Source organism: Solitalea koreensis, from assembly GCF_900182575.1.
GTDB lineage: Bacteria > Bacteroidota > Bacteroidia > Sphingobacteriales > Sphingobacteriaceae > Solitalea > Solitalea koreensis.
Genome location: NZ_FXSZ01000001.1, coordinates 448,146 through 472,214 on the forward strand (window position 1 = coordinate 448,146; position 24,069 = coordinate 472,214).

The following is a 24,069-nucleotide window of genomic DNA, read 5'->3' on the forward strand; positions in this document are numbered from 1 at the left end:
TTTATTACATTCTCATGGCCGGAATATACATCCATATACCTTTCTGTAAAAAAGCTTGTCATTACTGCGATTTTCATTTTTCAACCAATTGGAAATACAAGCAGGAAATGATAAATGCTCTTATGAAAGAAATCTCATTACAAAAAGACTATTTATCAGGAGAAACAATTGAAACTATTTATTTTGGAGGAGGAACGCCTTCGGTTTTTTCGGGAGATGAGATTAATAAAATATTGCATACCATTGAACAAACGCAAACAGTAGCTTCTAATGCGGAGATTACGCTGGAGGCCAACCCTGACGATCTTAATGCTGAAAAGATCAAACAACTTCGTCAGACTGCAATAAATCGTTTCAGTATAGGCATACAATCTTTTTTTGAAGAAGATCTTTTATGGATGAACCGTGCACATAATGCTAAGGAGGCAAAGGTCAGCATTCAGCGTGTGCAGGATGCAGGTTTTGAAAACATCACTTGTGATCTCATTTATGGTTACCCTTTATTAAGCGACAAAAAATGGGTTAGCAATATTCAAACCTTAGTCGATTTTGGCGTTCCTCACATCTCCTCATATTCCATGACTGTTGAGCCCAGCACTGCACTCGCTTCGTTTATAAGCAAAGGCAAACAAATACCCATGAATGAAGATCAAAGTGCCGGTCAATTTGAATTATTGATTGACAAACTGAGCGAAAACGATTTTATACATTATGAAATATCCAACTTTGCGAAAGAAGGATGGATTTCAAAGCATAACTCCAATTATTGGAAAGGCAAGAAATATCTAGGAATAGGACCGTCAGCACATTCATTTAATGGAAATAACAGACAGTGGAATATTGCTAATAACAACATGTATTTAGATGCCATTGCACGACAAATTATCCCAGCCGAAGTGGAAGAACTCACTTTTACTCAGCGTTTGAATGAGTATACTATGACATCATTAAGAACCATATGGGGACTTGATTTAGTTAAAGTAAGCACTGATTTTGGACGCGAATACGCTGATTCATTATTGGTTTCTTCTCAACCCTTTATTGAACGAGAATGGATTAAAAGTAATGGAAATATTTTAACTCTAACTCAAAATGGAAAACTTTATGCCGACCACATCGCCGCTCAACTTTTTGCGGAAGAATTACATTAAAACTAGCGCTTTTCACTATATTTAATTTAATATGAACGACTTACCCTTTCTCCCATGGGATTTTTTTTAGAGCCAATTGAGCGCATTTCTCGCATTGACCGAAAAACATTTAAGGAAAAATATTTGATTCCTCGTAAGCCGGTAATCATTACCGACATGGTCCAAAATTGGCCTGCATATGAAAAATGGACTTTTGATTATCTAAAAAAAATCGTTGGAGATAAAGTAGTGCCCCTATATGACAACTCCAAAGCTGATCCATCGAAACCAATTAACGCAGCAGCCTCAGAAATGGCTTTTGGTGATTATATAAATTTGATCCAATCTCAACCTTCTGAATTACGCATCTTCGCATTTGATATATTTAAACATGCTCCAAAACTGCTTGATGATTATAAGAGCCCAAGTGAATTAATGGGTGGTTTTTTGGATCGATACCCTAATATGTTTTTCGGCGGTAAGGGTTCAGTAACATTCCTACATTACGATATTGATCTTGCCCACATTTTTCACACACATTTCCACGGACGTAAACACATTATTTTATTTGATAATTGCTGGAAAGAACGTCTTTACTGTATTCCTTTTGCAACCTATGCGTTAGAGGATTACGATGTTCTAAACCCGGATTTTGAAAAATTTCCTGCTTTAAAAGGAATTAAAGGGTTAGAATGCTATCTTGAACATGGGGAAACATTGTTTATGCCAACGGGCTGGTGGCATTGGATGCGATATTTAAACGGGAGTTTTTCTATTAGTTTACGTGCCTGGGATAAATCACCGGTCATTAAAGCAAAAAGCTTATATAACCTCACCATTCAACGTAAATTCGACGATTTCATGAAAACAAACTTCAAAGAAAAATACATGAATTGGAAAGAGGAATTAGCTAAAAAAAGAGCACTAAAAGCAGTAAAAGAAGGTTTGCCTTATTAATTCTCTTTTGAAGAGTTAACCAAATCAAAATCGGCTGGTTAAACAACCTGCCGATTTTGATTTGACAGGATATCAGACAGCTGCCTATTTATTGACAAGTACTAGTCACATTTTCGGCAAATGGCACTGGGAAACAGTTCCAAACATTATCACCTGGCCTATCTAAAGGCAATTCAGCTAAACGACCATAACGACGCATATCTACCCATCGATGCCCTTCTACGTACAATGAATAACGACGTTGTTTCAACATTTCGGTAATCAATGCTGTCTGAGTAACGGCTCCGGCATAAGGTAAAAGATTGTTCTTAGTTCTGATAATATTTAAAGCCACAACTGCATTCGCTAATTGATTAGTTTGAATATTTGCTTCTGCGTAAATCAAGATTAACTCTTCATTTCTAATGATTGCGATTGGATCAGTATTACTCTTATAAACAACCACATCATGAGTACCTGTAAGTCCTCCTTGTGATGCAGGTGTAGTTCTAGGTGCAATTTTTGACAAGCGCAAATCAGCGCCTTCTCCAGCTGCAATAGCATCACTTAGAAAATTAGGTTGTGCTACTCGAATTTCACCCCCTGCATTTGGTGCGTTAAAAAATTTATTCAGCTGATCTCCTGCCAAATTGGAGAAAACATGATAAACTCCGCTTTGAAAATTACCATTTATATCCAAAAACGACGTTGGCAGAATAGCAAGCGCCCCGGCAAAATCATTTCTATAAACGGCTACCCTGGCAGCCAAAGCCCTATTAAATTTCTTAAAATTAGCTGGTGTATTAAATCCAAGAAAACCAGGAGACAACTGAAAAGCGAAACTTGCACCTGCAGCATCCAATTGAGTACTGGCCTGATCTAACAGAGCTGCAATTGCTGCTAATGCTTGGTCATGAGGAACAATGGGGCCTAAGTTAGTCGGATCAGACACTTCAATTCTAACTCCGTTTTCATTGGTAAGATTTAAGGCCAATAACAATTGATAAGCTTTAATTGTGTTTGCAAAAGCCCTATATCCTTGCTTTTGTTCCTCTGTGGGAGAACTTGTATTATCAACGGCAGCCAGAAGCGTGTTGCAATTTTTAATAACCCGATAAGCAGCATTCCATAACCGAGTGGTATAAAATGCATTATTATCCAAAGTAGCACTACCTTGTCCCAATAAATCCTGGGTATAGCGAGGATCTGAACCTGAAAAACGATAAATATCTCTTCCTACTACCCCAACATCATCTAAATAAAAGTCAACGGCATCACGCATTCCGGCCTCACTACCCACCACAACATTATTCAACTCGACAACTGAAGCATTATTCAAAACAACATCAGTAGAGGGATGATTCGGATCGGGATTATCATCGAGCTTACAACCATAAGGGATGACCGATAAAAAGCATACCATGACGCTTAATATCAACAATGATTTTATTTTTATATAAGTTTTCATATTAATGTCGTTTTATCTATTAAAAATCAACCGAGATATGGAAAAACATACGCTTAGCAGAAGGATATGGTGTTACTTCTACGTTTGAAGAAAAACCGGTTCCAAAATTGGAAACCTCAGGATCATAGCTATCGTAGGGAGTTATTGTAAATAGATTCGTGGCTGACAAACCTAACTTTATACTCGATACCACTCCTTTAAATGTATCTTTCATCATGGATGAAGGGAACGTGTAATAAAGTCCTATATCGCGTAATCGAACATAACTGGCATCCTGAACAAAAATTCGGGAAGTAACACCTACGCTATTAATCCGTTGAGTAGCGTTGTTTACTCCATTTCCATCGTCATCACGGTCATAATCATGACTAGTTCCACCAAGATCATTAAGAAATTGAGAAAGATTTATATTATCTCCTTTGTATTTCCAATGTAGTAAAAAGCTAAGGGTAACGTTTTTATAGATAACAAATTCATTAGCAAAATTCATCTGAAACCTTGGCTCTGAGTTACCCAAGACAAAAACACCATCAGATACGCCATCTCCATTAGTATCATCCAAGCCAACAATTTGTGTAGGAGATTTACCTTGCTCAATCCGGAAACTACCTAAGGTGTTACTAAAACCTCCTACGTTAAACGGAGGAATATCGAGCTCAAGCATCTTTGACCTGTTTAACCAAAAACCGGTATGGAAATTCCATTTAAAGTTAGTTTTTTCAAAAGGAATAAATGTTAAGCCCAGCTCTACTCCCTGATTACGAAGGGTACCACCGTTAAGCACTCTTTGTACAAAACCCGACGAAGGTTCGACATTTTGGGTAAAAATTAATTGAGATGCTTTTTTGTTATAAAAGGTAGCGTCAAATGCTATTTTGCCATCCAGGAAACCAATATCAAAACCGGTTTCAAACTCTTTCTGACGTTCTTGTTCTATTTGATCGTTACCTTGCTGAACAATTGCTTGTGAATTTAAAACGCCTATGAGGTAACCGCCTCGGCCGCCAATATTAGATGCAGAAAAAGAAGTATATTTAGAACCAAATGGAGGAAAATTACCAGATTCTCCATACGCAGCTCTTAGCTTAAGCAAGTTAATTTTATCAGAATTCCAAAAGTCAAAATTAGCCAGATTAAAGGCGACTGACGCTTTAGGGAATGTTTTAAATGAATTAACATCTGCATTATCAGAAGATTTATCAAAACGTAAACCTCCTGTTAAAATAACCCTATCGGCAAAATTGACTTCTTCCTGAACGAAAAGTCCTCTGTTTTTCCGAGGAGTAACAAATTGATTTGCTGTCAGAGCTGAAGCCTGGTCGACGTTGGTTTGTACTCCCAACATCCTTGTAGCCACATTCAATATTTGATTTTGATCAAAATTTTCTGCGGTAGCACCAGCGGATGTTGTAAAGTTGAGTTTACGGTCGCTATTCGAATACGTATTAACAAAGTAAGCCGATATATTGGTATTTATATTATTAGTATTGCCCTGGATAGAAGCACCGTCAGTCCCGTTACCATTTGATTCAAACTGCAAAGTGTTTGGAAAAATGGCTTTAGTATAAAGATTGTAATAATCTAAACCTCCCTTTAAAATCAATTTAGTAACCGATCTATCTGATTGTTGCAAAAAAGATGTTAATGTTAATCCTCCTATAAAACGATTTATCCTTTCGTTGTTTGTTATTACATCTCTGGTTTCAATGGGATTGGAGGCAGAGTACGGGTTTAGTGGATAAACCCCTTTAGCATCTGGAAACAAATTAGCATAAGTAGGAGTTGAAGATAAAGCTATACCAAAAGAAACACTATTATTATCATTATTGGTTAGCCCGCGGTCAGCTGAAGAATTGATATAATTTGTGGTCAAAGCAACACTAAATCGATTAGAAATCTTATGATCGACATTCGCTCTGACTGAATACTTCTTATACCCGGTGGTTTTAATAATACCATCTTCATCCAGATACAAACCGGAAACAAAAAATTTTGTTTTCTCAGACCCTCCGGATAAACTTAACGAAGTGGTACTTAAAAAACCATTCTCTCCATACATCTCCTTTTCATAATCATATATTTTCCCGCTGGCAACGGCAGTATTAAATAATGCTACCTGAGCATCGGCAGCAGCCGGATCTGTATAGAATGCTCTAATTTTCTGTTCGTCCCATTGCCTAACGCCAAGCAGTTTAATTGCTTTCGCCACACCAAGATCTTGGGAAAAACTAATCTTAGTTTTTCCTTCGCTACCTTTCTTTGTGGTGATGATTATTACACCGGAAGAAGCCAATGCTCCATATATAGCTGCAGCCGAAGCACCTTTCAATACTTCTATATTTTCAATGTCTTCGGGATTAATATCAGCTATACGATTGGAAGGGTTATCCTGATTAGAAGAAGCTCCTGCCGTTCTTGAAGCTCCTGTCACGAAATTTAAGCCTCCGGAAATAGCTGAATTATTCATCAATACTCCATCAACCACATAAAGGGGCTGGGTATTTCCATTAATAGAAGTAAGGCCCCTTAAACGAACCGAAATTCCTCCTCCTGGAGCACCTGACGCCGCAACGATGTTAGCCCCGACTAATTTCCCGTTCATTGCCCCATCCAATGTTTGCGGACGGGAAGTTCCAGTAAGTTCTTTACCAGAAATGGTAGCTACCGCATTTGCTAAATTGCTTCTTTTCACATTGGTAGCTAAACCGGTAATTACAACTTCTTCAAGTTTAGCGATGTCTTCCTTGAGTTGGACATTAATGACTGCTCCACTGACGGCTACAGTTTGGGATGTGTAACCAATTAAAGAGAACAGAAGTTGCGAGCCTGAAGCAACACCACTGATAGTATATTGTCCTTTCCCATCAGTGGTTGCTCCTTTAGTGGTTCCTTTAACAATAACTGTTACGCCTGAAAGAGGTTCTCCAGAACCGGCGTCAGTTACTTTGCCGCTAACATTAACTTGTGCCAATGCTAAAACAGGCGCTATCCATGCAAATAAAATTGAAATGAATAGTTTAAATAGTAAATGTCTTTTTTTCATAAGAATTATAGAATTAGCTAATATTAAATTACTAATAATTATATTAACTTTTATATATAACTTTTTGACTTACAGACATTTCGTTAATTCAGTGCATTTTTTTCAAAAACACGAACAAACCATTTCACCTGACTATTAAGAACTATATATTTTTGAATGACAAAGTTGATTATTAGCTGGAGTGATCTGCCACAATCCTCCATTCGTTATTTATTTTCTCCAGGAACAATGTATAATAGCCCGCTGGTTTATCATGCATACGGGTTAATTCCCAGCGACCAATTACAAAGGCACTTTTATCGCAGGAGGTTTCTACTTTTAAAATGTCGAACTTCAATATCCCCATTGCCGCCTTATCAGGGTAGCTTTTTTTATAATTTTCGAGTGTGGTTTTCCATCCATATTTCGGCCCGTTTTTGCCAATAAAAACCAATGAATCAGATTGCCAATAACCTTTCATAAAACCCTCAATATCTCCCTTATTCCATTGCTTTGTTTGCCAATTTAACAAGTCACGAATCTGCTTTTCATCATTACCCTGCACCTGAGCTTTTGTGCTTATAGATGATATTAACAATGCCCCAATTAAGATTAACTTTTTCATATCAATAATATTTTCGCTAAAATAATGTTTCACCTTATTTCGAAGATCAAAGAAAAAAAGCCAGAATAAAGACAAATAACCTAACTTGGCATTATATTATTTTTGGAATAAAATAACTCAACGGTTTATATTAAATCTAGAGAGCAATATAAAAACCAAATAACAGTTATTTAATAACTTATAACCAATATAAGTTATGTTTCAAGCCATAGTTGTAACGCGGAATTCTCCAGGAAGAATATTAATCAGGCTTATGCCTGGGCTGATCTTTCTATTGGAAGGCATTCAGAAATTTCTTAACCCTGAAATGATTGCAATTGATTATGTGCAAAGAATGGGTTTTGACGATCCCTCTTTAGGAGTAAAAATCCTTGGTGGCATTGAAATAATTTGTGCACTGCTTATATTAATAGGCTTTTTAACTCGCATTGCAATTATTCCTTTATTTTTAATAATCTGTACTTTTCTATATGTCATTAAATTCCCTGACAATCAAGGAATGGATTTGTGGATTCAAAAACTGAAACTTGATTTTTGTTTAATTATTAGCCTTATCTATCTATTTCTTTATGGGGCGGGGAAATGGTCAATTGACAGATGGTTCACTCAACGCAAGAAAAGCTTTTATGACCCCATCTAGTAATAGCAGGCGGTCAAAACATTAAAATGCATGACTTGTTAAACTTTTTTAAGGTTACTATTATGCGCGGTTATGCTTTCAGCCAATTTATTCCTCAGGATATTCCCAAAGGCAGTTTTGAGGATCTGTTAAAACTTTTCATACAGTTGCTTAACTATACAGCCGGTGATGCTAACGAAGCCTTATCATGGATGAACGAACTGGATAAACAATATAAGCTTACATCAGATGAATATGGAATGGGCGATTTTATTGAGGAACTGAAAAAACGCGGCTACATCGATGATGATAACAGGCCGGGGGAATTTAAAATCACTGCAAAATCCGAACAAACCATTCGAAAATCAGCTTTAGAAGAAATATTTGGCAAATTAAAGAAATCAGGTCAGGGAAATCATAAAACCAACTATTCAGGTCAGGGCGACGAACCTAATGCTGAACGTCGAGAATACCAATTTGGTGATAGTTTGAATCAGATCGATATGACCCAATCGATTCACAATGCACAAGTCAATCATGGCATTAACGATTTTCACCTTACTGAAAAAGACCTTGAAGTAGAAGAAATGGATTACAAAACCCAAACATCTACTGTATTAATGATTGATATTTCACATTCGATGATTTTATATGGTGAAGATCGTATTACTCCGGCAAAGAAAGTAGCAATGGCACTTTCTGAACTTATCACCACCAAATACCCTAAAGATACACTTGATATTGTAGTTTTTGGAAACGATGCATGGCCTATTACTATAAAAGATTTGCCCTATTTGCAAGTTGGCCCATATCATACAAACACTTATGCTGGCCTGGAATTAGCAGTTGATATTTTAAGAAGAAGAAAAACCAATAATAAGCAAATCTTTATGATTACCGATGGAAAACCCACCTGTTTGAAAGAAGGGCAGCATTATTACAAAAACAGTTTTGGTTTGGATCGGAAAGTAATCAACAAAACCTTGACTATGGCTGCACAATGCAAGCATATTAAAATACCTATTACCACGTTTATGATTGCTCGCGATCCATACTTGCAATCATTCGTGAGAGAATTCACACAGGTAAATGGAGGCAAAGCATTTTATAGCAGTTTAAACGGATTGGGCGAATACCTCTTTGAAGATTACATTAGAAACAGAAGAAGAACAGTAAGGTAGTCGAAAGTCTTCAGTCAACAGTGGCAGGATCAGTATAAAAATTGTGTCATCCTGAGCCATAGCGAAGGATCCCTATCAAAAATGAGATGGATCTAAAATACTGATATCACTCTTCGCTTCCGGATCCCTCATTCTTCGGGATAACAGGCAAGAGGAACAGTACAATCAAAAATATAATCAGTGCAATCACAATATAATCAGTGTAATTCCATGACAATAAAAACATTAGGACAATTAAAGGCAAGTGGTTATCACTCACGTAGCATTAAAGATGAACTCCGTGAAAATTTAATAGCTAGATTAAAAGCTAAACAAACTTCATTTGATGGGGTTATAGGTTATGATGAAACCGTTATACCTGATTTATATACAGCCATTTTATCAAAACATAATATTTTATTACTTGGCCTACGGGGGCAGGCAAAAACAAGAATTGCGCGTCAATTAATTAATTTATTAGATGAGTACATCCCCTACGTAGCCGGCTCGGAACTTTTTGACGATCCCTTGAACCCAATTAGCTGGTATGCCCGTAATAGTATTGCGGAGAAAGGTGAAGAAACACCTATTGCCTGGCTACATCGCGCCGAACGTTATACTGAAAAACTGGCAACTCCTGATGTTACCGTAGCTGATTTAATTGGAGACGTTGATCCGATCAAAGCTGCCGCATTAAGATTACCTTATTCTGATGAACGCGTAATTCATTATGGACTTGTTCCTCGTTCGCATCGTGGTATTTTTGTAATTAATGAATTACCTGATTTGCAAGCTCGTATTCAGGTATCATTATTTAATATTTTACAAGAGAGAGACATTCAGATTCGCGGCTTTAAACTTCGCCTGCCATTGGATATTCAATTCGTTTTTACAGCCAACCCTGAAGATTACACAAATCGGGGTTCAATTGTAACTCCTCTGAAAGACCGTATTGAGAGTCAGATTTTAACGCATTATCCCAAAAACACAACAGTCTCCAAAGAAATTACCCATCAGGAAGCTCGGATCCCCAAAGAACAAACAACCGTTATAGTTGCCCATGCCTTGGTAAAAGATTTAATTGAACAAATAGCTTTTGAGGCTCGAAATAGCGAATATGTTGACAAAAAAAGCGGTGTATCAGCCCGGTTAACAATTACAGCTTACGAAAATTTAATGAGTACTGCAGAACGACGCATGCTCATCAACGGTGAAAAACAAACCTCGGTTCGGATTTCAGATTTTTTGGGAGTAATCCCTGCTATCACCGGAAAAATTGAACTGGTTTATGAAGGAGAACAAGAAGGTCCGGCCAAAGTTGCTCACATTCTTATTGGGAAAGCCATTCGAACACTTTCAACGCGTTATCTACCGGACCCTGAAAAAGCGAAGAGAAGTAAAACCAATAATCTCTATGCAGGAATCATCGACTGGTTTGGCAAAGGAAATACCTTGCCTTTATCTGATGATCTTTCGGAAAAAAAATATGCCGCCACATTGCGTACAGTTCCAGGACTGGAAGAAATGATACAGTCATTGCATGGAAAGCTTGATCAAGCTACCCTGCTCTTATACATGGAACTCGCCTTGCATACGCTTGCGGAGTATTCGCTCTTGAGCAAACACAATATGACTAATGGTTTTGAGTTTAAAGATATGTTCAACAGCCTGTTTAATGCATCAATGGATGAAGAAGATGATGAACGCAGTTTTGATGAAGATCGATACTAAAAACAGTCTTAAGTTTTGAGTCTATAAACTTGAATAACATTAGTCGACCAATTCGTGAGTTTTAACCATTCAACAATAACCAATAACCAATAACTAATTCCGAATCATTATTTTAGTGGCATGAGTTCAGGAAGAATCATTTTTTTAATCACCTTTTTTTTAACCCTGCTACTGATAGACTTGTACGTATTTCAGGCTTATAAGGCATCTTTTCAAGACAATTCCACAAAAAAAAAGAAAAGAAGAAATAGGATTTATTGGACGGTAAGTTTAACCACCTTTACTGCTGCCGCATTAGTCACTTTCTTAAACGTACATCACGTATTACGCACCATTGTGCTCGTATTGTTCATGCTGCTGAATTTTTCCAAGCTATTTGCTGTTCCTATTTTATTGTTTGATGATTTGCGCAGAGGCTTATTTATTGGGGTAAAAAAAATAAGAGATCTATTTTCTACCGCTTCTGAAATAGCCCACAGAGATCCTCAAGATGAAATTGATCAGGAAGCAGAAAGAGAAACCGAAGAAATTGAATTAGCTCCACATTCACTTTCAAGATCGCAATTTTTGAGCCGTGCCGCTTTAATCAGTGCATCCATTCCTTTTGCGACCATGAGTTTTGGAATTATTGATGGTGTGTATGATTATAAAGTAAAAAGGGTAAAACTTCGCCTACCCAATCTGCCAAAATCATTCGAAGGATTAAAAATTGGACAGATATCAGATATTCATTCAGGTAGCTTTTATAGCAAGAAAGCCGTAAACGGAGGCATTGATTTATTATTGGCAGAAAAGCCTGATGCTGTTTTCTTTACCGGAGATCTGGTAAACGAACAAACTGATGAAGTTCGCGACTACATGGATATTTTCAGCAGAGTGAAGACCCCTCTTGGCGTATATTCAACTCTTGGTAATCACGATTATGGCGATTATAAGCAATGGGCCTCTCCTCAGGCAAAAAAGCAAAATCTGGACGACTTAAAACAAGTTCATAAAAGAATGGGATGGGATCTGTTGATGAATGAACATCGTTTTATTGAACAAGGAGGAGACAAGCTTGCCATTATTGGCATTGAAAACTGGGGAACAGGACGTTTCCCCAAATATGGCCGAATGGATTTAGCTACACCCGGAACGGAAGATGCAGCAGTTAGACTTCTACTTTCGCACGACCCAAGTCATTGGCGAGCCCAAGTATTGAAAGATTATCCACAGATTGACGCAATGTTTGCCGGACATACGCATGGGATGCAATTTGGTATTCAATTTGGCAGTTTTCAGTGGAGCCCCATACAGTATGTATACCCTGAATGGGCAGGGTTCTACAAAGAAGGCAATCAACAACTTTATGTAAACGTTGGTTATGGATTTCTAGGTTACCCCGGAAGAGTTGGTATTTACCCTGAGATCACCATTTTTGAATTAACCAAAGAAGTATAAACACGAGCAAAGAATATAGATAAGAATTTTGTTCTTGGTGGTGTTTTAACAAGAGTAGTCTTTATGCCAATGTCTTTTATCTTTGAGCTCCTAATAACCACATGCGCCAAAAAGCCAAACACATTTTTGATTATTTAATTTTCAGCCATCTTTTTGTGGCTTTATGCGCTGTTGCTCAAGCTGCATTAACCTATCTTCTTATCGGGCAAAAACCGGACGAAGCATTATTACTCATTATCTTTTTCGCTTCTGTTTTTGTTTACAATTTTCGTGTCATTCTTTATTTTCAGAGAATTAAAGCTTCCCAAAAGAACAGCACTAATCATCGGGTACGTTTTGTTTCACGCCATTCAACTTCCATATTAACAATTGCTCTTGTTGCGGCCCTTTTAATCGTTCCTCTTTCTTTCTTCTTAAAAATAAAAACAATCGAAGCCGGTTTACTAACCGGTATAATCGCGTTGTCTTATTCACTTCCTTTTATTGCTAAACTGAAAGGCGGCCTTAGACAAGTGCCGGGATTGAAAACATTTTTGGTTGCAGGAGTTTGGGCTTTAGGAACCGTACTATTGCCCATTCTTCAGGCAGGCATTGAACTGCATTTGACTCAAATTATCATCCTATTTGCAAAACGCTTTGTATTCATTTTTGTCTTGGCATTGTTATTCGATCTCCGAGATATAGATTCCGATAGAAAGTTTGGGCTAAAGACTTTAGCCACGTTACTTGGACCTGCTCAAACCAAAATACTTTGTTTGTTTTTATTAGCAAGTCAGTTGTTTTTAATTATCAATTTCAATTCTGCAATTGCCCAACAAGTGTTCATTGGATTACTAGCATCAAGCCTACTTACTTCTTACTTTGTAATTTTGGCATCATCAAAAAGAAACGATTATTTTTGTCTTTTTTGGGTAGATGGCTTAATGATTACTCATTATTTACTGGTATTAGCTGCAGTTTATTTTTTATAAAAAAGAGAGAAATACTTGATAATTCTCTCTTTTTTATTATTGAATTATAACTTTTTACTAGCAACCGGACTGTTCATCAGTACAATTTTAGCATTGTCGGCCTTAGCCATTGTTAAATAGAAATCGTATAGTTCCTTATATTTTTCAGCAAGAAAAATTCCCAAATTCATACTGCGTTTGCGAATGTATGTGATCGTAATTGATGGTACAACGATCACCAAAACTAGTTTTCAAACTCACATCTACAGGTTTTATATCTTAACACTTTCAAAAAAAAGGCCGCTTCCTGTTTTTTTCAAACATAGGAGACAGCCTCTCTACAATTATAGTAAAATAAAAAACTGTTTAACCGAGGTTAAAGCGATAACCGATACCACGAACGGTTTGCAGCAATTGTGGATTTTCGGGATTTTCTTCGATTTTCTTGCGAAGTCGAACAATGTGCATATCGAGAGTTCGTGTATTTACATCTGAATTATACCCCCATACTACTTGCATCAATTCATCACGATTGATTACCTTATCAGGATTTTTAAGAAAATACAACAGTATTCTGTTTTCAAGAATGGTAAGTTCCATTTTACGGCCATCACGCATAACTAACGAATGTACATTAGGGTGATGTTCCATTCCGGAAAATCGGTGAATCTCAGATTTGTCATGCGTGAGCAAGTATTTTACTTTATTATCAAGTAAGGCTACCAAAACATCCATATTGAATGGTTTGGTAATATAATCAGAGACTCCAAAATTATAAGCGTCAATTTTATCAACATCCTGAGCTTTAGCAGTCATCATGATAATCTGATTTTCAAACTGCTGCTGTCTTAACGATGCGCAAACCGCTGAACCTTGTTTCCCAGGTAACATCCAATCGAGCAAAACCACTTCCGGCTCTTCTTTTAGAATGGCTGTTTCTCCATCATGGCCATTAGCCGCTTCGAAAACAGTATATCCTTCTTTCTCAAGCCGATTAACAACTAAAAAACGAAGATTTTCATCATCTTCAACAACAACAATCTTGATTTTTTTCTTTTCCATGGTATGCTTCTTATATTCTTTTTAGCGGGAGTGTTATTTTAAATTCGGAACCTTTACCGGGCTTGCTTTTTACTTCAATTTCACCATGCATAAAGTTAACCACTTCTTTGCAAAAAGCTAAACCAATGCCGACACTTCCGTGGCGGTTAAATTCATTATCAACTTTGTAAAACTTCTTAAATATATTTTCCAGTTCTGACTTTTCGATTCCTATTCCCTGATCAATAAAGTTCATTATAATCAGTCGTTTTTGCCGGGTTATATTAATCGTTAATTGTTTTCTTCCTGAAGGAGAATACTTATACGCATTATCAATTAAATTAGTAAATACACTGTTTAATAATACAATATCGGTTTCTAAATAATCAACATCATCCAATGAGTATTGAATATCAAAATCAGGGTATTTAAGTTGATAAGCATCTACCTGATTCTGACAAAATATTTCGATGTTAATTCTTGAATACTTGATTTTAATTGACTTATTCTCAAGCTGAGTGAATGACAATAATTTATTCATCAAATCATTCAATTTATCAGCCTCTTCATTTAATATTTTTCCGTAATGCAGACGTTCCCGATCGCTCAATGTGTCGGAGCTACGTATATTATCTCCAGCAATTTTTATAACGCTAACAGGTGTTTTAAATTCATGAGTAAGGTTATTAATAAAATCATACTGCAGTTTAAACAGCTTCTGATTGATGTTCATGTTTCTGAAAATAAGATATGCAATAAACATGAGCAGCAAATAAACGATAATGAAACTGATTGCTATCGGTTTGAAGATAGCAAAGATCTCTTTATTAATAAATCTTTTAGAAGAGATGAAATACAACTGATAATCAGAAAAAGCGCCGGGTAAGGCAATACCGGTTGTATAATAATTTCTAGCATCGGTACTGAGCGAATCAAATGTAAAAGGTTTAATAAGCACCGTTTCGTACAAACGAGGATTTGTATTTCTTATCTGAAGGGCATACGGATTTAGGTTAAACGTAAGCAAATCATGTTCATATACAGAAGAAAGCGGCTGTTTTGAATCAAGTATAAAATCTTTATACACCCTAATCTCTTCTCGACGAGGAACATTTAAATAGCTAATTTTATTGTCGCTAATGGTATAAAACGTTTTAAAAATTTCGTTGTTATCCGGAACACGAGTTGTATCGCTTCCCTCTACATAAGATGCGAACTTGAGCATTGCGGCATTAAAATCCCCTTCAATATTTGAGGGATAATTATTTAAACGGCCTTTTTTATAGAGCACTTCAGGAGGTTTTCCTTTTCCGTACTTATAAATACCCTTACATTCTGCCGAAAACCTATCTTTTCGCAAGGCTATTGTTAAAGGCCCTAAAGGGTGATTGCTAATTTCGGTATCATAAAACACAATCGAATTAATGAATGGAAAGGACCGAAGCCTGCTATACACAATTTTCTCTACGGAAACAGAATCAAGATATCCCTGAAAAAGTGAAATTTGTGGAATACGGTTGTTTACTAAATCATTGTAATTTTCAATGGTTTTATCCAGAACTTTTGCCTTATCACCATCAAACTGTCCCTCAACAAATTTTTGCGTAAACTTATACCCCAACAGCAAACCTATCACAAGGGTAAGCGTAACAAGTATTACAAAACTTGAAATTAGGGGAAGATTTTTGCGGTATATACTTTTAGGAGATTCTTTTTCCAAAGCTAATTACTTCATGTTCTGCGATAAAAATTGTTCCAGCTCTTCATAGAATTTCAGACGGTTTTCTTCTTTCGTGAGCATATGTCCTTCATTTTGATTGACCACGTATTTTACTTCAATATTGCGTTTTTGAAGGCTTTTAACAAATTGGTTAGTTTCATTGATGTTAACTCGAGGATCTTTTGATCCCTGAACAATCATAACAGGAATATTGATTTTATCGGTATGAAAAATAGGCGATACATCTCTTAAATAATCAGCATCAAGCTCAGGGTTAGCCACCATTTCATAAAACATGGACTGCATTGATTTATAATAAGGCGGAATATCTTTTAAATAAGTAAAAATATTGGAGATGCCGGAATAAGAGATGGCACAGCGGTACTTTTCAGGCGTTTGTATTGCCCCCATTAGCGCGCTGTAGCCCCCGTAACTAAAACCATAGATTGCTATTCTATTGGGATCAGCAATTCCTTGTTTAATAAGCCAATCTACACCGTCAGTCACATCGTCCTGCATCTTTTTTCCCCATTCCCCAAATGAGGCTTCCCAGAATTTTCTTCCATAGCCAGAGGAGCCTCGGTAATTAATTTGTAATACCGCATACCCACGATTGGCTAAAAACTGTGTTTCTGCATTAAATCCCCACTTATTACGACTCCATGGGCCTCCGTGAGGATTTATTATAACCGGCAAATTTCTGGCATCTTGTCCTCTGGGCAAGGTTAAATATCCATTAATTGTTAAGCCATCCCGAGACTTAAAGCTGATCGGCTTCATGTCAGCCATCTCATTCGTATTTATCCATGGGGCAATATCGCTTAGCTTAACGATTTTACTTTTATCACGATCATATAAGTAATAAGAACCGGGGTTTTTATCGCTATACGTTCTGATTAACATTTTTCTTTCCAGGGTATCATTATCAATCACACTTATCTCTGAATCTGGAAATCGATTTGTAAGATTTTTATAAAAACGCCGAGCGGAACTATCAATAAAATCGAGTTGATACTTCCAGGTAGTAAAACCAACCCAATTTAGTTTTTTATTCAATTTTGAATACCCAACCTCCATTACATCTACCTCAGGATGCTCATAGAGCGTTTTCACTTCATTACCGGTTTCAAGATCAATCTCTACTAAGGCTTTTTTATCCCGATTAATATTAGAAAGGGCATAGATGTGTTTATTATTTTCAAAAGAAAAACATGCCGGTTCAAAGCTCTCTTTAAAATTCATCGTACGAATCACTCTAAATGGTGTATTTTCATCAGGCCTATACAACAAATTCTCATTTACCCTATCGGATGATATAGCCACCAATACTTTTCCGTTATAATCCGGGAGCCAGAAACTAATGTTTCCCGGGTTTTCGGCAACCATTTTCAGTCTATTCGTTTCTAAGTTCAACCTATAGATATCGAATTTTTTCTCATCGCGCTTGTTCATTTCGATAAGAATATTGCCGTTACCCATCACGCGAACAACACGCGTAATTACATTTGAAAATGGAATAAGATCGTGTCTATTACTTCCATCTTTGTTTACAGCATAAAGTCGATACTTTTCATCCCCGTTATTATCCTGTAAGTAAATCAGCTGATTGTTATTACCCCACCAATATCTGGTCACCGAGTTTTCTGTTTCTGAAGTAACGCGAATAATTTCATTGGAATTTAATTTATGAACATAAATATTCAATCTATTTTGATAGGGCTTCAAATAGGAAATGTATTTCCCATCCGGAGAAATATGGTAATAAAATTTATCAGGATTTCGAAAAAAATTGGCAATGGGTATTTCTCTGATTGATGTTTTTTTATGGCAACTAACCATCACAACAACAAGCAGCATTAAAACTAAACGCAAAATAAACTTCATAATTCCTCTCTGTTCCTGCTCTAAAAATTGAAGCAAGAATGTTAAAAATAGTTAAAAAACAATGCGCCAACCGGGGCTGTAACAATATTTTTACGACTTTAAACAATATTGTTACCCTATGAAAAACATTCATTAATTTTAGGCCCTTGAAATTAAAACTCGGAAAAACTTGACCAGTGTAGACGAAACCTTATTCCTGATTAACCACAATTTTTCTCCTCAACAGAGCATTATAAAAGTGCCGTTTTCGGATGCTTTAAACCTGTTTCTGGCGGAAGACCTATTAATTCCGGAGCAGCCAATCCTGACCCGTAATCGTATTGAAAAAACTAATTTTGCCATTTCAGAAACCTTGATTGCTAAAGGCTCTTTATTACGCCCCTATGAAATGGGAATATTATTAAGACAAGGCATTGAGGAAATTATGGTATATAAACCTATTCAGGCAAGGGTCCAACCTGTTTATTCTGACCGGTATCCCTATAAACCTATTATTGCACCACTGATCAGTAACATTTTCAGGAATTTTGAAGGGGTAAATATTTCAGAAGAGCGTGTGCTTATGGCTAACCGCGATGAAACAATTCCTCGCTTAGAGGCTTTATCGAGTCAATCTGATATAGTATTTTTTACCGGATACGATTTGGACTGGGTTATGCCATTACTTGAGCGGTTGGGTATAATTTTTTTTGTTAAAAGTGTAACACAACAGCCAGGCAGCTCATTAATGATTGGCATTAAAAACAATAAAGCCATTTTCATATTGCCTCCTCAACAACCAGGTGCTTTATTATCTGCCGAACTGTATGGACGATTGGCGTTAGCACAACTTCTTAACAGAAAAACAGAACCTTTAAGAGCAACGTCAGCAACTATCTATCAAAATAAAACGCAAAATACTCATTTTTCAATCGGCCGATATTCAATATTTGATAAAGAAATTATCGTAAATTTTCGACAAAATGTCAATGAACTTACACTTAGCGATTTTGTGAATGCCAATTGCTATGTTAAAATATTACCACAAACCAACGTTAAAAAAGGTCAATCGGTTGAAATAACACCTTTTATAGCGAAAGGCTAAGTTTCAATTGTAGGCTTCCATTTTTCATAGGTAAATCGTTATTTTTACTCTTATGCAGCGTATCCTACTCATATTGCTTTTACTTACATGGAGCCAATTCAGTTTTGCACAAAACTCTAGCAATGAAGCCCTAGCTAATGATTTTTTAAAAAATGGAGATTTTGAAAAAGCTGCAAAATTATATGAGCAACTCTACAATTCTTCCGGTTCTGAAACAAGCTACAACAACTTACTTTTTTGCCAATTAAAGCTCAAACAATTTGACAAAGCTGAAAAACTAGCTCAACATCAAATTAAAAAATCATCCAAATCCTTATCCTATATGGTTGATTTGGGAAACATTTATCGTCAAAGCGGGAACAATAATAAGGCTAAAGAGCAATTCAATAGTGTGTTAAATAACTTGCCCGCAGAAATGTTTGCAATTTCAGAAATCAGCAATAAGTTTTACTCCATCGCGGAATATGATTATGCAATACAAGCCTTTAAAAAAGGCAGGCAACTCATAGGCAACGAAACAATGTTCACCTTTGAGTTAACACGCTTGTATACCATAAAACAAGATAAAATCACCTTAATTGAGGAGTTGCTAAATCAGGTCAAAATCAATCCTGCTTTTATAACCTCAACAAAAACCCTTTTAGCAGGAACATTAGAAGATAAAAAGGACTTCGAAATGTTTAGAACCATCCTTCAAAAAAGATTGAATAAGGATTCAGAAAACATGGAACTTGCCGAACTACAAGTATGGCTTTTCTTGCAGCAAAAGGATTATAATTCATCGTTAAGTCAGGCGATTTCATACGACAAAAAGTTTGATGAGGATGGTCAGCGTGTACTCAGTGTTGGTCAGGCCTGCATCAACAATGACGAATATGATATTGCCATCAAGGCTTTTAGCTATCTGGTTAGCAAAGGCAATAAATCTCCGCTGTACCAACAAGGGCGTATTGAACTCCTTACTGCAAGAAACAAGAAAATCACCGCTGGTAATTTCAAACAGAAAGATCTTTTAGAACTAGAAGAAGATTATAAATCATTATTACAAGAATTTGGAACAAGCAGCGAAACTGTTTTTGCCATCCGGGAGCTGGCCAATTTGCAGGCCTATCAATTAAACAAACCCAATGATGCGATTGCTTTGCTTGAGGAAGCCATTAAACTTCCACGACTATCATTTTCGGTACAAGCACAATGCAAACTCGACCTGGGCGATTTGTATATTCTCACAGGTGATGTTTGGGAAGCCACGCTTATTTACGGACAAGTAGACAAAGCTTTAAGAGATAATCCTTTAGGGCAGGAAGCTCGTTTTCGAAACGCTCAACTTTCCTATTTTAATGGTGATTTTGACTGGGCCAAGGCTCAATTAGATGTTTTAAAAGCATCAACATCACAGCTTTTCGCCAACGACGCACTGAATTTAAGCTTGGTTATCAATGACAATCTGGGCCCCGATAGCACAAATGCTCCGCTGAAAATGTATGCTAAAGCAGAGTTGCTTATTTTCCAAAATAAAACTGACAATGCATTAGCTAAATTAGATAGCATTGATATATTATATCCGAATAACTCTTTGAATGACGACATTTTAATGGCAAAGGCCAAGATTTATATTAAAAAGGGGCAAACCGAAAAAGCTGTTAATCCATTAACCGAAATCTGTGAAAAATACAGTTATGATGTTTGGGCCGATGACGCCCTGTTTATGTTAGCTGATTTATATGAAAACAAATTACATCAGCCTGCTAAAGCACAAACGCTGTATGAACAACTTATTACAAAATTCCCCGGCAGCTTGTATGTTATTGAAGCCCGCAAACATTTCCGCATTTTGAGAGGCGATGTTGTGAATTAATTCGCCATAATTTCAATTCATCAGCGCTTTTAAAAAATTTAATCCCAACTTTACTGCCTAATATTTCTCAGCATGATATTATACAACGTTACTATTAACATTGAACCAGAAGTGCATGACGAATGGTTACACTGGATGCGTAGCATACACATTCCGGATGTTCTTAAAACTGGTTTATTTAAATCCTGTAAAATCTGTCAGCTCCTTGCTCCCGTTCAGGAAAATGAAGAAGGAATGACTTATTCTTTTCAATATTTATGTGATTCTTTTAATGATTACCTTAAGTATGAAAAAGAATTTGCCCCGACACTCCGTGATGATGTAAATAAGAAGTATGCTAATAAAATTGTAGCCTTCCGTTCTATTCTTGAGGTTATAGAAGAACTAAAGTAGATCGTCCCTTTCAGGAGGATCTATCAAAATACATTTCCTAGTAAGATGAATATTAAATCCACCCCTATTGAGGGATTATTAATTATTGAGCCTCGCGTTTTCAAAGACGATAGGGGTTATTTTTTTGAGAGTTATAGCCAGAAGAAGTATAAAGAAGTGGGGATTGATGCCGAATTTGTACAAGATAACCAATCACTTTCGCAAAAAGGCACCTTGAGAGGGTTACACTTCCAAGCTCCGCCTTTTGCTCAAGGAAAATTAGTGAGGGTAATTAGCGGCAGTGTTTTAGACATTGCCGTTGATATCAGAACCAATTCGGCAACTTATGGCCAATATTTCAGCATAGAACTTAGCGCCCAAAATCAACTTCAGTTTTGGATTCCACCGGGTTTTGCTCATGGCTTTATTACGCTGGAAGACAATACAATTTTCACCTACAAGTGCACCAATTATTACGATAAAAACTCCGAAGGTGGAATTGTTTGGAATGATCCGGATTTAAATATTGAATGGAATATTGCAGAACCGCTGATTTCAGAGAAAGACGCCATTCTGTCGTTATTGCAGGATTTAAAAAGCCCTTTTTAAATTAGAAAGGTCACTCCTAAGATCACAAAATTCGAATCATTTTATTAAAGATTTGACAAGTTTGTCAGTTTAAACCTTATAAGATTTCCTAACCTTTACAAAAAACAGCTGCCTTTTAGAGCAGCTGTTTTTTATACTGTAACTTTAGAACTTGCAGCTCACATTGCTGTTTTAAGCCCCCCGCAAAAGCATCTGTTTAATAGGGTTTTAGGAATACTCCTGCCCCATAATATTCCCATGCTGCGATATTTATATAGCAATTGAATTTCGAATCCCAAGACTTCCGGCGCCTTCGATTGCCTCATTGTTTTCTATTTTAAAACGCTTTTGAATCCTTAACAAATTGCATAATTTCTTTAGCGGGAATTGCCAAGGTAACCGTACGGCAAAGTCTCGCAATGTTTATTCCATAAAAGGTTCCATTGACACTATATAAAGGCCCTCCGCAATCTGATGGATTCAATTTTCCGTCATGCACCAACACCTCCTTGAAATTATCACGCTGACTTTTCCCTTCTCTAAAAAGATCAGTTGGCACATGAGGCACTATATAATAACGTTTAAGAACATGTGTTTTAGTATGAGAGCTTCCTGTTTTTTTAGTATACTGAAGAGAAACAGATTGCTTGTAATCATATTTGGATAATTCGTCCGACAAATCCTTCACCGTAAATATCGGCTGATCATTTATTTTGGTCAGCACATCAGAAATTTCAATGTCATCGTCACTGCTCTTTTCTATTTCACCTTTGGTATTTGTCCATTCCGGATAAAGCGCCGTAACTACGATCTGGCGAGTATCTATATTGAAATTTACACCAATCCCTAAAAAAGCGGCAGGCGATTTTGGAATTGACAACAACTGATTACCCAAAACACTTACAATACCGTTATTTTGTGGCTGTGGAGAAATTAACAAATTCCCAAGCTCTTCAACAGAGACTGAATCGGTTTTAACAGATTGCAGATTAACGCCTCCAGTAATTTCTTGAGGGACTTCCAAAAGGACTAAATCGCTCTGTTCATCCCTACCCAGCACTTTGGCATCAACAAACTTCCCTGAAACCAGTTCAACCATCGGATGTGCTAGTATCATAGAGTTTTTGCTAATAAAAAAACTCTTGCCTTTTAATTTAGACTCGGGGACCAAACCATTCAAATCAACCAACGTACAAACAATAGGAGAATCATTAACCGAATCTTTTACTGTAAATACGTTTTTTTGAAATTCTTGATCCTGTACCTTAAAATTTGAAATTAATTGTCTCATTTCCGGTACCGGCCTTAACACTTCAGCTTTCTTTCCAGGAACAACCTTATCTTCAGGAATAAAGGCGTTAAGATATTCCGGTGATTGCAAAGCGGTCCAGTACTTTCTAAACACATCGATAGGCACTTCAAAATTATCGTCTAATGAAAGCTTAATGCGGCTATGAATACCGACAACCCTCCCTCTTAAGTCAAAAAGAGGACCGCCTGAATCTCCAGGCTCCATTAAACAGGTTGTTTTCATAAAGCCACTTTCATGTTGTGTATCGGAAATATATCCTAAACGTACAGTGGGTTTATTAAACCCTAAACTCCCAGGGCTTGAAATACTAATACACGGCACGTTGCTTTCCAGTGTAGACGACCAACCCATTTTGGCAATTGGCCACTTTCCCTTATCAGTTATTACAATCATAGCGGCATCAGCAGAGGAGATTACCCCTAAACCTTTGGCTTTAACCTGTCGACCATCCGGAAAAGTTACGAGATAAATATCATTGGGTTTAACAGCATGCGCTGCAGTAAGAATATGTCCTTTGTTATCAACCACTACACCGCTAAAATAGCCACCTACTCCCTTTTGCACATCCGTATTATATTGAATAATGCGAACAGATGCATCATAGGCACACTTAATGCCTTCCTTAATATCACGCTGTAACTGCTCAATGTTAACATCATTACGTTGAGCATAAATTGGTTTGATAATAAGTAGGCATACTAAAAATAAGAATATCTTTTTCATTTGGTTTATTGATCTTTTTTAAGCGAATCATGATTCGCTTGAAAGTAAATGAGGGGGTCAGATTTTAATGACTAGTCTTGGCGTAACTATACCTTCTGGGATTAATAGCCTATGGAAGCCTACTTTAGTCAGTTTTTTGGCAGCATCAGGCTAAGTGCTGGAAAGGTCAGTACCTACTAGCTTATCTTGTGCACCGAGGGCAAAAATCATTTCTGTTAACTGTTTAGATACGCAAACGATGCGTTCTGTGTCGAGTGGATGTGGTTGACGGCCTGAGTTTTTGCAAGCGTTTAGCCCGAATGCCAAACCACAGGCCGTTAAAATAATTGCTAGTTTTTTCATTTGCTTTAATAAAGTATAAGCCGGCAACTTATCGCTACCGGCTTATGAATTAGATTATTGTAGG

At 36.8% G+C, this 24,069-nt stretch carries 20 protein-coding genes; 11 read left to right on the plus strand and 9 right to left on the minus strand.

Features of this window, described 5'->3' with window-relative positions; all coding sequences use genetic code 11:
* Positions 1-14: 14 nt before the first annotated feature.
* Positions 15-1,151 (plus strand): radical SAM family heme chaperone HemW, encoded by a 1,137-nt coding sequence (gene hemW, locus FN756_RS02035; RefSeq protein WP_142601020.1) that lies wholly within the window; start codon positions 15-17, stop codon positions 1,149-1,151.
* Positions 1,152-1,205: 54 nt separating this feature from the next.
* Positions 1,206-2,087, plus strand: a complete 882-nt coding sequence (locus tag FN756_RS02040) for a cupin-like domain-containing protein (protein ID WP_142601022.1) — start codon at positions 1,206-1,208, stop codon at positions 2,085-2,087.
* A gap of 88 nt (positions 2,088-2,175) precedes the next feature.
* Here the strand turns inward: FN756_RS02040 and FN756_RS02045 are convergent, their stop codons facing one another.
* The 3 genes from FN756_RS02045 to FN756_RS02055 form a co-directional block, all read right to left on the minus strand.
* Complete coding sequence (locus FN756_RS02045) at positions 2,176-3,534, minus strand: RagB/SusD family nutrient uptake outer membrane protein (RefSeq protein ID WP_142601024.1); 1,359 nt, start codon at positions 3,532-3,534, stop codon at positions 2,176-2,178.
* Between the two features lie 19 nt (positions 3,535-3,553).
* Complete coding sequence (locus FN756_RS02050; RefSeq protein ID WP_142601025.1) at positions 3,554-6,577, minus strand: SusC/RagA family TonB-linked outer membrane protein; 3,024 nt, start codon at positions 6,575-6,577, stop codon at positions 3,554-3,556.
* A gap of 172 nt (positions 6,578-6,749) precedes the next feature.
* Entirely contained in the window at positions 6,750-7,181 is a 432-nt protein-coding gene (locus FN756_RS02055; RefSeq protein WP_142601027.1) for a YybH family protein, read from the minus strand.
* Between the two features lie 196 nt (positions 7,182-7,377).
* Between FN756_RS02055 and FN756_RS02060 the strand changes: the two genes are divergently transcribed.
* The 5 genes from FN756_RS02060 to FN756_RS02080 all read left to right on the plus strand — a co-directional run bounded on the left by FN756_RS02060 (position 7,378) and on the right by FN756_RS02080 (position 13,102).
* Positions 7,378-7,821, plus strand: a complete 444-nt coding sequence (locus tag FN756_RS02060) for a DoxX family protein (protein ID WP_142601028.1) — start codon at positions 7,378-7,380, stop codon at positions 7,819-7,821.
* A gap of 62 nt (positions 7,822-7,883) precedes the next feature.
* Positions 7,884-8,981 carry a vWA domain-containing protein gene (locus tag FN756_RS02065; RefSeq protein WP_142601370.1) on the plus strand — a complete coding sequence of 366 codons (1,098 nt, stop codon included), beginning with the start codon at positions 7,884-7,886 and terminating at the stop codon, positions 8,979-8,981.
* Positions 8,982-9,191: 210 nt separating this feature from the next.
* Complete coding sequence (locus FN756_RS02070) at positions 9,192-10,691, plus strand: sigma 54-interacting transcriptional regulator (protein WP_142601030.1); 1,500 nt, start codon at positions 9,192-9,194, stop codon at positions 10,689-10,691.
* 120 nt (positions 10,692-10,811) lie between these two features.
* Complete coding sequence (locus FN756_RS02075) at positions 10,812-12,131, plus strand: metallophosphoesterase (RefSeq protein WP_142601032.1); 1,320 nt, start codon at positions 10,812-10,814, stop codon at positions 12,129-12,131.
* Positions 12,132-12,232: 101 nt separating this feature from the next.
* Entirely contained in the window at positions 12,233-13,102 is an 870-nt protein-coding gene (locus FN756_RS02080) for a UbiA family prenyltransferase (RefSeq protein ID WP_142601034.1), read from the plus strand.
* 44 nt (positions 13,103-13,146) lie between these two features.
* Here the strand turns inward: FN756_RS02080 and FN756_RS14385 are convergent, their stop codons facing one another.
* From FN756_RS14385 to FN756_RS02095, 4 genes are all read right to left on the minus strand, one after another.
* Positions 13,147-13,320: a hypothetical protein gene (locus FN756_RS14385; protein WP_185955150.1), complete on the minus strand. Its 174-nt coding sequence runs from the start codon at positions 13,318-13,320 to the stop codon at positions 13,147-13,149.
* Positions 13,321-13,447: 127 nt separating this feature from the next.
* Entirely contained in the window at positions 13,448-14,143 is a 696-nt protein-coding gene (locus FN756_RS02085; protein WP_142601035.1) for a response regulator transcription factor, read from the minus strand.
* Positions 14,144-14,153: 10 nt separating this feature from the next.
* Positions 14,154-15,842, minus strand: a complete 1,689-nt coding sequence (locus tag FN756_RS02090) for a sensor histidine kinase (protein ID WP_142601037.1) — start codon at positions 15,840-15,842, stop codon at positions 14,154-14,156.
* 6 nt (positions 15,843-15,848) lie between these two features.
* Positions 15,849-17,762: a S9 family peptidase gene (locus FN756_RS02095; RefSeq protein ID WP_246085398.1), complete on the minus strand. Its 1,914-nt coding sequence runs from the start codon at positions 17,760-17,762 to the stop codon at positions 15,849-15,851.
* 133 nt (positions 17,763-17,895) lie between these two features.
* On the opposite strand from FN756_RS02095, the gene FN756_RS02100 reads away from it, so the two are divergent.
* From FN756_RS02100 to rfbC, 4 genes are all read left to right on the plus strand, one after another.
* Positions 17,896-18,810 carry a molybdopterin-binding domain-containing protein gene (locus tag FN756_RS02100; RefSeq protein WP_142601039.1) on the plus strand — a complete coding sequence of 305 codons (915 nt, stop codon included), beginning with the start codon at positions 17,896-17,898 and terminating at the stop codon, positions 18,808-18,810.
* Positions 18,811-18,862: 52 nt separating this feature from the next.
* Positions 18,863-20,668, plus strand: a complete 1,806-nt coding sequence (locus tag FN756_RS02105; protein ID WP_142601040.1) for a tetratricopeptide repeat protein — start codon at positions 18,863-18,865, stop codon at positions 20,666-20,668.
* 72 nt (positions 20,669-20,740) lie between these two features.
* Positions 20,741-21,061 (plus strand): DUF4286 family protein, encoded by a 321-nt coding sequence (locus tag FN756_RS02110; protein ID WP_142601043.1) that lies wholly within the window; start codon positions 20,741-20,743, stop codon positions 21,059-21,061.
* Positions 21,062-21,106: 45 nt separating this feature from the next.
* Positions 21,107-21,649 carry a dTDP-4-dehydrorhamnose 3,5-epimerase gene (gene rfbC / locus FN756_RS02115; RefSeq protein ID WP_142601045.1) on the plus strand — a complete coding sequence of 181 codons (543 nt, stop codon included), beginning with the start codon at positions 21,107-21,109 and terminating at the stop codon, positions 21,647-21,649.
* 316 nt (positions 21,650-21,965) lie between these two features.
* On the opposite strand, the gene FN756_RS02120 is transcribed toward rfbC, so the two are convergent.
* Together FN756_RS02120 and FN756_RS14390 are read right to left on the minus strand one after the other, a co-directional pair.
* The gene (locus FN756_RS02120) at positions 21,966-23,663 is read right to left on the minus strand and encodes a S1C family serine protease (RefSeq protein WP_142601046.1); all 1,698 of its coding nucleotides are present in this window, start codon (positions 23,661-23,663) and stop codon (positions 21,966-21,968) included.
* A gap of 150 nt (positions 23,664-23,813) precedes the next feature.
* On the minus strand, positions 23,814-24,005 hold the full coding sequence (locus FN756_RS14390; RefSeq protein ID WP_185955151.1) for a hypothetical protein: 192 nt from the start codon (positions 24,003-24,005) through the stop codon (positions 23,814-23,816).
* Positions 24,006-24,069: the final 64 nt, after the last annotated feature.